At 59.5% G+C, this 10,560-nt stretch carries 10 protein-coding genes; 7 read left to right on the top strand and 3 right to left on the bottom strand.

What is annotated here, in order from left to right; genetic code table 11:
• Nucleotides 1-127: 127 nt before the first annotated feature.
• The 3 genes from P353_RS22060 to P353_RS22050 are packed head-to-tail and all read left to right on the top strand — an operon-like array spanning nt 128 to nt 4,038.
• Nucleotides 128-688 (top strand): recombinase family protein, encoded by a 561-nt coding sequence (locus tag P353_RS22060; protein WP_008063271.1) that lies wholly within the window; start codon nt 128-130, stop codon nt 686-688.
• 2 nt (nt 689-690) lie between these two features.
• Nucleotides 691-3,678, top strand: a complete 2,988-nt coding sequence (locus tag P353_RS22055; protein WP_008063270.1) for a Tn3 family transposase — start codon at nt 691-693, stop codon at nt 3,676-3,678.
• A 24-nt stretch (nt 3,679-3,702) separates the two neighbouring features.
• Nucleotides 3,703-4,038: a YnfA family protein gene (locus P353_RS22050; RefSeq protein WP_349255540.1), complete on the top strand. Its 336-nt coding sequence runs from the start codon at nt 3,703-3,705 to the stop codon at nt 4,036-4,038.
• A gap of 582 nt (nt 4,039-4,620) precedes the next feature.
• Here the strand turns inward: P353_RS22050 and P353_RS22045 are convergent.
• Together P353_RS22045 and P353_RS22040 are read right to left on the bottom strand one after the other, a co-directional pair.
• Nucleotides 4,621-4,857 (bottom strand): hypothetical protein, encoded by a 237-nt coding sequence (locus tag P353_RS22045; protein WP_052084978.1) that lies wholly within the window; start codon nt 4,855-4,857, stop codon nt 4,621-4,623.
• The gene (locus P353_RS22040) at nt 4,854-5,288 is read right to left on the bottom strand and encodes a conjugal transfer protein TraD (RefSeq protein WP_034374595.1); all 435 of its coding nucleotides are present in this window, start codon (nt 5,286-5,288) and stop codon (nt 4,854-4,856) included. The genes P353_RS22045 and P353_RS22040 overlap by 4 nt, the downstream gene beginning before the upstream one ends.
• A 205-nt stretch (nt 5,289-5,493) precedes the next feature.
• On the opposite strand from P353_RS22040, the gene P353_RS29665 reads away from it, so the two are divergent.
• Nucleotides 5,494-7,290, top strand: coding sequence for a MobA/MobL family protein (locus P353_RS29665; RefSeq protein ID WP_052084977.1), 1,797 nt, complete (start codon nt 5,494-5,496; stop codon nt 7,288-7,290).
• A gap of 53 nt (nt 7,291-7,343) precedes the next feature.
• Here P353_RS29665 and P353_RS22030 read toward each other — a convergent pair whose 3' ends face one another.
• On the bottom strand, nt 7,344-8,423 hold the full coding sequence (locus tag P353_RS22030) for a calcium/sodium antiporter (RefSeq protein WP_034374593.1): 1,080 nt from the start codon (nt 8,421-8,423) through the stop codon (nt 7,344-7,346).
• Between the two features lie 342 nt (nt 8,424-8,765).
• On the opposite strand from P353_RS22030, the gene relB reads away from it, so the two are divergent.
• The 3 genes from relB to P353_RS22015 all read left to right on the top strand — a co-directional run bounded on the left by relB (nt 8,766) and on the right by P353_RS22015 (nt 10,320).
• Nucleotides 8,766-8,993, top strand: coding sequence for a TraY domain-containing protein (gene relB / locus P353_RS22025; protein ID WP_174863006.1), 228 nt, complete (start codon nt 8,766-8,768; stop codon nt 8,991-8,993).
• Between the two features lie 95 nt (nt 8,994-9,088).
• Nucleotides 9,089-9,247, top strand: a complete 159-nt coding sequence (locus P353_RS30275; RefSeq protein WP_332835658.1) for a type II toxin-antitoxin system RelE family toxin — start codon at nt 9,089-9,091, stop codon at nt 9,245-9,247.
• A gap of 122 nt (nt 9,248-9,369) precedes the next feature.
• The gene (locus P353_RS22015; RefSeq protein ID WP_034374589.1) at nt 9,370-10,320 is read left to right on the top strand and encodes an IS481 family transposase; all 951 of its coding nucleotides are present in this window, start codon (nt 9,370-9,372) and stop codon (nt 10,318-10,320) included.
• The last annotated feature ends 240 nt before the right edge of the window (nt 10,321-10,560 follow it).

Below are 10,560 nucleotides of genomic sequence, written 5' to 3'. Positions count from 1 at the left end.
ATACCCTAACATGGCGTCAGACCATCCGGCGCGAAAGCGTCAGAATAGAGTCGCCTTCAGAATTGATTGACACGCACCGTCAAGAGTCATAGATTTCTTCCTGACACATTCCCCTCAGGAGGACCCTTTGCACGGTCAGCGCATCGGCTACGTCCGCGTCAGCAGCTTCGACCAGAACCCGGAACGCCAGCTTGAGCATGTGCCGGTGGACAGGCTGTTCACCGACAAGGCATCGGGCAAGGACACCCAGCGCCCCGAGCTAGAACGGTTGCTCGCCTTCGTGCGCGAGGGCGACACGGTGGTGGTGCACAGCATGGACCGCCTGGCGCGCAACCTCGACGACCTGCGCCGTCTAGTGCAGAAGCTCACCCAGCGCGGCGTGCGCATCGAATTCGTCAAGGAAAGCCTGACCTTCACCGGCGAGGACTCGCCGATGGCGAACCTGATGCTGTCGGTGATGGGCGCGTTCGCCGAGTTCGAGCGCGCCCTTATCCGCGAGCGGCAGCGCGAAGGCATCGCGCTCGCCAAGCAGCGCGGGGCCTACCGGGGCCGCAAGAAGGCGCTGTCGCCGGAGCGGGTGGCCGAGCTGCGCCGGCGGGCCGCCGCCGGCGAGCAGAAAGCCAAGCTCGCCCGCGAATTCGGCATCAGCCGCGAAACCCTGTACCAATACCTGAGAACGGATGACTGACCATGCCGCGCCGCAGCTTGCTGACGCCCGCCGAGCGCACCGGCCTGCTTGCCTTTCCGACCACTGACGACGACCTCATCCGGCATTACACCTTCTCCGAACCCGACCTGTCAGTGATCCGCCAACGGCGCGGCAACCACAACCGGCTCGGTTTCGCGGTGCAGTTGTGCTACCTGCGCTATCCCGGCTTCGCCCTGCCGACCGACGCGGAACCGCCCGCATCCCTGCTGAATATCGTCGGCCGCCAGTTGCGCATCGCGCCGGACATCTGGCCGCAGTACGCGCAGCGGCCGGAAACCCGGCGCGAGCACCTGCTGGAATTGCAGGCGTGGCTGAAGCTGACGCCGTTCGCGGCCGCCGACTACCGGCGCTTCGTCCACCAGCTCGCCGAGCTGGCCCAGCAGACCGACCGGGGTATCGTGCTGGCCGAGGCGCTGGTCGAGCTGCTGCGGCAGCAACGTATCATCCTGCCGGCCATCGATGTCATCGAGCGTGTATGTAGCGAGGCGCTCACGCGCGGTACGCGCCAGGTGTACGCGGCGCTGACCGCGCCGCTGGCCGATCACCATCGCCGTGCGCTCGACGGTCTGCTGGCGATCCGCGAGGGCACCAAGGGCAGCGGGCTAATCTGGCTGCGCCAGCCGCCCGGCCCGCCCAAGCCCAAGCATGTGCTGGCCCACCTGGAGCGGCTGAAGACCCTCCGTGACCTGGCGTTGCCGGATGGGCTGGAGCACACCGTCCACCAAAACCGCCTGCTGAAGCTCGCCCGCGAAGGAGGACAGATGACGGCCCAGCACCTGCGCGACCTGGAGCCGAGCCGCCGCTATGCGACCCTGTCCGCGGTGATCCTCGATACCCGCGCCACCCTGATCGACGAGATCATCGACCTGCACGACCGTTTCATGGGCGCGCTGTTCAGCAAGGCCAAGCGCAACCACGCCGACCGCTTCCAGCAGTCCGGCAAGGCGATCAACGACAAGGTGCGGCTCTACTCGCGCATCGGCCGCGCCCTGCTGGAAGCCAAGCAGTCGGGCGGCGATCCGTTCGCCGCCATCGAGGCCATCATCCCGTGGGAGGTGTTCACCGAGAGCATCACCGAGGCCGAGCTGCTGGCCCAGCCGGAAGGTTTCGACTTCCTCGCGCTGGTCGGCGACGGCTTCAACCAGCTCCGGCGCTACACGCCGGCCCTGCTGGAAGCGCTGACCATGAAGGCCGCGCCGGCGGCACGCGAGCTGCTCGCCGCCGTCGATGTGCTCAAAGGGATGAACGAGCGCCAGGCGCGCAAAGTGCCGGACGATGCGCCCACGTCGTTCGTGCGCAAGCGCTGGGAAAGCCTGGTGCGCAACGAAGACGGGTTGGATCGGCGCTTCTACGAGCTGTGCGTGCTGTCCGAGCTGAAAAACTCGCTGCGCTCCGGCGACATCTGGGTGCAGGGCTCGCGCCAGTTCAAGGACTTCGAGGACTACCTGTTGCCGCCACCGCGTTTCGCCGCGCAGCGCGATCAGCGGGAATTGGGCCTGGCCGTCGAAACCGACTGCGAGCGCTTCCTGGAGGCGCGCCTCACGGTGCTGCAAGAGCAACTGGCGACGGTGGAGCGGCTGGCCGCCGCCAACGAGCTGCCCGACGCCGCCATCACCAGTACCGGCCGGCTCAGGATTTCGCCGCTGGACAACGGCGTGCCCGACGAGGCCGAGGCGCTGATGCAACAGGCGTACAGCCCGCTGCCGCACCTGAAGATCACCGAGCTGCTGCTGGAAGTCGATGGCTGGACGGGGTTCAGCCGCCACTTCAAGCACCTCAAGAGCGACGCGGCGGCCGAAGATCAACACCTGCTGCTGACGACCATCCTGGCCGACGCCATCAACCTGGGGCTCTCCAAGATGGCCGAATCCTGCCCGGGCGTGACCTATGCCAAGCTGACCTGGTTGCAGGCGTGGCACATCCGCGACGAGACCTATTCGGCCGGGCTGGCCGAGCTGGTCAACGCGCAGTTCCGTCAGCCGTTCGCCGCCTATTGGGGCGATGGCACCACGTCGTCGTCGGACGGCCAGAACTTCAAGGCCGGCGGTCGGGGCCACGCCGCCGGCCAGGTGAACCTGAAGTACGGCCAGGAACCGGGCGTGCAGTTCTACACCCACATTTCGGACCAGTACGCGCCGTTCCACACCAAGGTCATCAACGCCACGGTGCGCGACGCCACCCACGTCCTGGACGGACTGCTGTACCACGAATCCGACCTGCGCATCGAGGAGCATTACACCGACACGGCCGGCTTCACCGATCACCTGTTCGCGCTGATGCACCTGCTGGGCTTCCGCTTTGCGCCGCGCATCCGCGACCTGACCGACAAGCGCCTGTACATCCACGGCGACGCCAAGCAGTACCCGACGCTCGCCGGCCTGATCGGCGGCAGCGTCAACGTGAAGCACATTCGCGCCCATTGGGACGAAATCCTGCGCCTGGCCGCCTCGATCAAGCAGGGCACGGTGACGGCCTCGCTGATGCTCAGGAAGCTCGGCAGCTACCCGCGACAGAACGGCTTGGCCGTGGCCTTGCGCGAGCTTGGGCGAATCGAGCGCACGCTGTTCGCGCTCGACTGGATGCAGAACGTCGAGCTGCGCCGCCGCGTGCAGATCGGTTTGAACAAGGGGGAGGCCAAGAACGCGCTGGCCCGCGCCGTGTTCCTGAACCGGCTCGGCGAAATCCGCGACCGCAGTTTCGAGAACCAGCGCTACCGCGCCAGCGGCCTCAACCTGGTGGTGGCGGCGATCGTCCTGTGGAACACCGTCTACCTGGAGCGGGCCATCCAGGGGCTGCGGGACTCGGGCAAGGACATCGACGAGAGACTGCTGCCACATCTCTCGCCGCTGGGCTGGGAGCACATCAACCTGACCGGCGACTACATCTGGCGGCAGAACAAACACGTCGAGCAGGGCAAGTTCCGGCCGCTGCGATTGATCGAGCAGGCACCGCTAGCAACGTCTTCGTAAGGTCTATCAACTGTGGAGCTACTGATCTTGATTCTGAAAACGACCGGACTGTTCATCGCAACAGCGCTTGCCGAGATCGTCGGCTGCTTTCTGCCTTACCTGTGGCTGCGCAAAGGGGGGCCAATGTGGCTGCTGATTCCGGCAGCGATGAGCTTGGCGCTCTTCGTTTGGCTGCTCACGTTACACCCAGCCGCCAGTGGCCGCGTTTACGCCGCCTATGGCGGCGTTTATGTGGCTACCGCGCTGGTTTGGCTTCGGGTCGTGGATGGCGTGAAGCTGTCCGCGCTGGATTGGACGGGGGCTGGAGTCGCGCTACTGGGCATGTCAATCATTGTGCTGGGCTGGCACGACAAGGCATAGCGTACGATTTTTTCCGTTTCGTGAGCTGACCCCTATTTGAGTGGCTCAGGCAGCACGCGTACCGCAATGTCCGGCACTATAAGCACAACGTGCGCAACTTCGTACTGTGGCAATCTCACCTCAACGGCAAAGCGCTAGAGCGCAATGGTGACTTGCTGGTGCCATTGGCAGGCAATGAGGTGTGGCACATCGCCAAGAGCGTGTCCAAGTGGACATGGCATAAGTTTGACCTGGCTGCGAGTGATGCACGGTTTAGCCAATTACAGGCACATCGCAGCAAACAGGGAAACCTTGCTCGTTGGGGGAACAACGAAGACAAGCAGGCCAGCGCACGATTACCCAGCAAGCAGCCCTGCACATCTCAGAGGTTCGTGCAGAGAACGCCAAGCTAGCGAAAGAAATGGCGGCGCTGCAAGCTGCACATGCGCAAGAGCTGAAACACTCCAGCGATCATGCTACACAGCAGGCAGAGCGTGCAGCCCGTGCTGAGGGGAGGTTGGCCGCTTTTGAGGAAGCTGCTCAAAAGGCTGAAAAGCTGTCACAAAGCGATTCCAAAGGTGCCCCAAAGGCACGATAGACCACTCATTTTTCTTGCTTTTCAAGCCATGCAGCACCTGCTGCATGCGCCTCTTCTTCGGTAGAAAATCGTTCATCAAGGGCACAGTAAATGTTGCCTTTCTTGGTGTTGACTTTCCAACTTTTGGCATCCCACGTCTGACAGACCGCGAAGGCAAAAAACTGCCCTGTGGCTTTCATTTCATCGTAGGCCGCTTGTAGCTCAGGACGTATCGGCGGAATTTTGTAGTAGCCGCCTCTCATTTGGCAGATTTTGAGGCCATCAGCGCATCACCACGTGCTTTCCATTCGGCCCGTTTTTCTGCAGGCGTGTTGGCATTAGCAAGGCTCACCAAAGCGCCCAAAAGTTCGCCCTTGTCCATCGTTGGAATGCCCGTCTTGGTGTCCACCAATCCAGCCAAAATCAAAAGCCCTGCAGACTGGTATAGCTCGTGATCTCGTGCCTTGCGCAGTAGGGCTTTTTCCGCATTCATGATGCGAGCTACATCGGCACGGGCTTTCTGTGCCCGCTCTGCCGCCTTTTCGGCCCTAATCAGAGCGTTGAGTTTGCGAGCCTCATCGGCACTAAGTGTGCCTTTTTCAGCCAGCATCAGCATGAGCCGCTGTTGGTCATTCGGAGCTTTTAGGCCACGAATATATGCCAGCCGCTCATTGAGCCATTTGTCTTGCGTCATCGGTGCTACTCCCTTTGGTCGTGATGCACCATTCTATGCAAATGGTGACAGCGCGTGTGCATGCGTTGTATGCTTCCTTCCATAGAAGGCGCGCTTAGTTGTTTCTCCTAAAGGAGAAACGCGCGTCAGGGGCAAGCCCCCGAACCCAAGCGCCTAAAGGCGCGAATACATTAAAGGCATCAGCGTGGCGATTGGACGATTGAGCATGAAGGTCGGCAAGAAGGGCAAAGCCGCACCTCATGCCGCCTACATCGTCCGTGAAGGGCAGTACGCCAAACGCTTAGAGCGTGGCGAGAAGCTGGAAGCCACAGAGGCAGGCAATATGCCTGCATGGGCCAAGGCCCAGCCGCAGCAGTTTTGGCGTGCTGCAGACGTATTCGAGCGGGTCAATGGCACCGCCTACCGAGAGATGGAAATCGCCTTGCCGCGTGAGCTAGAGCCAACGCAGCGGGCCGAGTTGGTGCGTGCGTTTGTGCGCCAAGAAATCGGAGAGCATCACGCCTACCAATGGGCTATTCACACACCCAATGCTGCTGATGGTGGAGAGCAGCCACACGTTCACTTGATGTTTTCTGAGCGTCAGTGTGATGGCATCGACCGCGATCCTGACCAATACTTCAAGCGTTACAACGCAAAGGCACCAGAAAAAGGCGGTGCTCGCAAGGGTTATGGCCCAAGCGCTGGCAAGACCTTGACCGCCGCTGAGCGTGCTGCTGAACTCAAAGCGCTGCGCGAACGCTGGCAGGTTCTTTGTAATGAGTACCTAGAAATGGCTGGTCACGGTCAGCGCATAGACATGCGCAGCTATGCCGAGCGCGGTATTAAGCTTGCACCAGAACGCAAGCAGTTGCCCAGCGAATGGCGTGGGCAGGGAAAGGCCAAGGTGATAGAGCTGCGAGCAGCTCGCAGGGATGCATTCAAGGCACACCGTGAACTCGCTAATGTGGTGCCCAACGTCAAGGCAGAGATCATCAGCTTGGAAGCGGAGCGTCAGAAACGGGCGCAGGCCGCACAAAATCCCCAAGGCCCCGATCCGCGCAGCCGCTACCACCCGGACAACATCGCCGCCATGAAGGCGCAAGAGCAGGCCGCCGATCAGCAAGCGCAAGCCGAGCTGGCGCAAAAACAGGCCCAGCGCACGCAGCGCATAGAGGCCGAAAAATCCGCTAGAGCAGCCAAACGCACCGTGCAGGCACCTTCCCCTGCCCCGACCCCTGTTCGCCTGCCTGTGGCCCGTTTAGACCCCGCAGAGGCCGAAAAACAGCGCCTGTCTCGGATGACCAGCGCCGAGCTGGCCGAGGAAATTCGCCGGCGGCAATTGCCCAGCGTGGATAGCCTGATCGAGCAAGACCGCATGGTCATGGAGTCCACGGCCAAGCGCCGAGAACTGAACAAGCAGCAAGAAGCCGCCAAAGCCTTTGTGCGCAAGGCCGAGCAGGCGGTGCATGCATGGCGTGAGAAGCACCCTCTCAAGGTCAAGATGCATGACGCTGGGATGTTTCGCAGTGCTGAGCTGCTGCAGCTAGAGCAGCAGGCCGAACAAGGCCAGCAAGCGCTGCAGACGCTGCAAGCCAAGTCGCGGGCAGTGTCTGAGCAGGATCAGCAGCTACGCAGGCAGGCCCGCAGCCGTGTCATCGTGGCTCAAAGTGACGACCGGGACGAGCTGGATAAGCTGGAGCAGTTGCGCCAGGACAAGGCTCGCCAGGAGCTTGCGGCCGCGGTCGCCAAGCGTGAGCTGGAGGCTGTACCCAAGGACTTCCGCAGCATGGCCGCAAGCCGCGAAGCCAAGGCGTTTGGGTGGAGTGACAGGGGCGGCAAGTGGCAGGCCACGCCTGAACCACTCAAGCAATTGATCGACAGCTACAACGCATCACCCAAGGAGGTTCGCGTCGCCGTCCTTGCACGCCTCACCACTGACAAGGTAAGCAGCCAGCAGCTACGCAAGCTGCTGGACACACAGAAGGCAAACTACCGCGAAAACGATCAAGGCATGAGCCGCTAGCAGCGATAGCTCACGGTAAAATCGATGCTTATCGAGGGCAAAGTTTTAGTGCTCTATCCTTTCTTTACTGGGCGGCGGATCAACACAACAACCAGCGTCACGACCGTCAGCGGTACGACGAAGCTGAGCATGACGCCCGAGAATGCTGACAGCGCATCGTGCTGCTGCGCGGCCATGATCAAGTAAGCCACGTATGCGACGTAGTAGCCCAGAAAGACCCCGCCTTCCCAGCGAGCGATCTCGCGACCAGTCATGAACACGGGGAGGCAGGCAAACGCCACTGCCACCATGACCCAGATGTCAAAGGCCAGCAGCGATGGAGCCATGTCCAACCCCAGCTCACCCGACACTAGGCCCGAGACACCCAGGCAGCCCAGAATGTTGAAGGTATTGCTTCCCACCACATTGCCCACTGCGATGTCCCGTTCGCCCTTGATGACTGCGGCGATGCTGGTGGCAACCTCGGGCATGCTGGTACCTGCGGCAACGATGGTCAGCCCAATGATCAGGTCGCTCACACCCATGGCCTTGGCGAAACTCACCGATGCTTGCACTAGGTACTCGGAGCCGAACACTAACGCAGCTAGGCCAGCGGCAATCAGTAGCAACTGCACCGACAACCGATCGTCCCAGGCGCCGGGGGCAGAGGGTTTGATCTCAGCCGCGTATTCGTCCTTGGCGAGCTGGGTTTCGCGCCGTGACTGCACGATCAGGAACACTGTGTAAGACACCAGCAGCACGAAGAGAAAACCGCCATCGAAAAACGAAAGTTGACCGTCCAACCCCAAGGCGAGCAAGAGAAAACATGCACCGATCATGATCGGTACCTCCTGGCGGATCAGCTGAATGTTGACCACCAGCGGTGCAATCAACGCGCTGATGCCAAGTATGAACAGAACGTTGAGTATGTTGCTGCCCACCACGTTGCCAATCGCAATGTCGGTTTTCCCATCGAGCACGGCCCCTACGCTGACTGCAACTTCGGGTGCGCTTGTGCCGAGCGCAACGATCGTCAGTCCCACGACCAGCGGACTGATGCCAAACGACAGGGCCAGCTTGGAAGAGCCCCGCACCAACAAGCTGGCACCCATGACCAGCAAGAAGAGCCCGCCGAGAAATAAAAGGATGTTCATGACTGAGCACTGTAGCTAAGAACCAAGTGGCACAGCTTACCAGGCGCGTACCTTTATCGAGCCTCCATGCATGCCATAGCTTGCCATAAGTCCCGTCTATAGAGTGAATCGACCCGCGTTTTCTAGAGCGATTTGAGAGCTGAATAGACATGCGGAGTAGCCGCTGCGCAATGACTGCTTAGGGCATCGGTGTCATTAGCGTTGTTAAGTTAAACGACTGCAGTCACCTTCAGACTTCGACTTGGACTGCTTATCGACAGCAACAAAAAAGGCGCTCAAAGCGCCTTTTTTGCGTCTGGTGCTACCATGTGAGCTACATGTATCTCAAAAGGAGTTGATGCCATGTCTGTATCTCTTCGCCTACCCCCAGAACTTAACCAGCGTCTGAGCCACTTGGCTGAGCAAACAGGCCGCTCTAAGACCTTCTACATGCTCGAAGCCATCAAGCAACACTTGGATGACCTTGAAGACGTTTATTTGGCAGAGCGTGAGCTTGAAGCGGTGCGTGCCGGTAAATCCAAGGCCGTGCCCTTGGAAGACGTTATGAAGCAGTATGGCTTGGCAGATTGAGCTGTCCGAAGGTGCTGTCAAAAACCTCAAGCAGCTCGACCACCAGCACGCCCGACGCATCCTGAGCTTTTTGCACGGTCGCGTGGCGCAACTTGATGACCCGCGCAGCATTGGCGAGGCACTCAAAGTGCTCCAAGCTGGGGGAGCTTTGGAAGTACCGCGTGGGGGACTTCCGCATCATTGCCGACATTGAGGACGGTGTGATGCGGGTTTTGGTATTGAAGGTGGGCAATCGACGCGAGGTTTATCGCTGATTTTTCCTGCTTATCAAGCTATAAATTTTGTAGTCCCAAATTGGGACTACAAAAACTGTATCTAGGTGTTTGATCCCAGGTTTTGATGGTGCAATCTTTTCTCTTGAATGGAAGGAAGCACTATGTGCCAGGTTCTGCACGGGAACGCCACAACGACAGAGGCAGTCCGTCGAGCAATACAAAATAGTCAAGAGAGCCTGAGAGCGCTTTCTGCGCGCTATGGCATCAATCAGAAGACGGTGGCGAAGTGGAAGAAACGGGCCTCGGTCACCGATCTGCCAACAGGACCGAGACGGTCCCGCTCCACTGTTTTATCCATTGAGGATGAGGCGGCGATAGTCGCCTTTCGCAGGCATACCTTGCTGCCCCTAGACGACTGCCTTTATGCACTGCAACCGACCATCCCGCATCTAACGCGCTCCTCACTGCATCGATGTCTGCAACGTCATAGCATCTCGCGGTTGCCAGAGGTTGGGGGCGACAAGCCTGTCAAGAAGAAGTTCAAGAGCTACCCGATCGGCTACTTCCACGTCGACATTGCCGAGGTGCAAACAGCCCAAGGCAAGCTCTATCTGTTTGTGGCGATTGACCGAACCTCCAAGTTCGCGTTTACCGAACTCCATGCCAAGGCCGGCAAGATGATTGCTGCCCAGTTCCTGCGCAATCTGATCAAGGCAGTGCCGTACACCCTCCATACAGTACTGACCGATAACGGCATCCAGTTCACGAACCGTGCATGCGATCGGTACGCTGGCGATCACATTTTTGGACGTGTCTGCACTGAGCATGGCATTGAACATCGCCTCACCAAGATCAAACATCCTTGGACTAACGGGCAGGTTGAGCGAATGAACCGGACCATCAAAGAAGCTACCGTCAAACGTTTCCATTACGAGGATCACGAACAGCTTCGCCAGCATCTTGCTGACTTCATCAATGCCTACAACTTCGGTCGCAGGCTCAAGACGCTCAAAGGCTTGACCCCATATGAATTCATTTGCAAGCAGTGGACATCCGAGCCCAAACGCTTCAGGATTGATCCGATCCATCAAATGCCGGGACTAAACACCTAGTTGGGCGTATTTGACGAGCTAAATTTTTAACCCCCCCCTAAAAAAATCGGCGTGATTTCATAAAATCACGCCGATTTTTAGATCGGTAGGCGTGCAGCAGAATTGCTCAAGCACACTCCTCGTGCCTAATCGACACGATGTTTAGCACTGAATCTATTGCGTACCGAAGTAAAAAAGCGCCCTTGTAGGCGCTTTTTATTTGTTCTTTTTGGGGTCGTCTCAGAAAACGGAAAATAAAGC

The sequence above is a fragment of the Comamonas testosteroni genome (assembly GCF_000761245.1).
GTDB classification, from domain to species: Bacteria; Pseudomonadota; Gammaproteobacteria; order Burkholderiales; family Burkholderiaceae_C; genus Comamonas; species Comamonas testosteroni_C.
The sequence above is the reverse complement of the archived record's forward strand: the minus strand, read 5'-3'. Positions and strand labels throughout refer to the sequence as shown.

Coding starts and splice junctions, on each gene's coding strand:
- P353_RS22055 (WP_008063270.1), top strand. CDS start 691: ATGCCGCGCCGCAGCTTGCTGACGCCCGCCGAGCGCACCGGCCTGCTT.
- P353_RS22045 (WP_052084978.1), bottom strand. CDS start 4,857: ATGAGAGGCGGCTACTACAAAATTCCGCCGATACGTCCTGAGCTACAA.
- P353_RS22040 (WP_034374595.1), bottom strand. CDS start 5,288: ATGACGCAAGACAAATGGCTCAATGAGCGGCTGGCATATATTCGTGGC.
- P353_RS29665 (WP_052084977.1), top strand. CDS start 5,494: ATGAAGGTCGGCAAGAAGGGCAAAGCCGCACCTCATGCCGCCTACATC.
- P353_RS22030 (WP_034374593.1), bottom strand. CDS start 8,423: ATGAACATCCTTTTATTTCTCGGCGGGCTCTTCTTGCTGGTCATGGGT.
- relB (WP_174863006.1), top strand. CDS start 8,766: ATGTCTGTATCTCTTCGCCTACCCCCAGAACTTAACCAGCGTCTGAGC.
- P353_RS30275 (WP_332835658.1), top strand. CDS start 9,089: ATGACCCGCGCAGCATTGGCGAGGCACTCAAAGTGCTCCAAGCTGGGG.
- P353_RS22015 (WP_034374589.1), top strand. CDS start 9,370: ATGTGCCAGGTTCTGCACGGGAACGCCACAACGACAGAGGCAGTCCGT.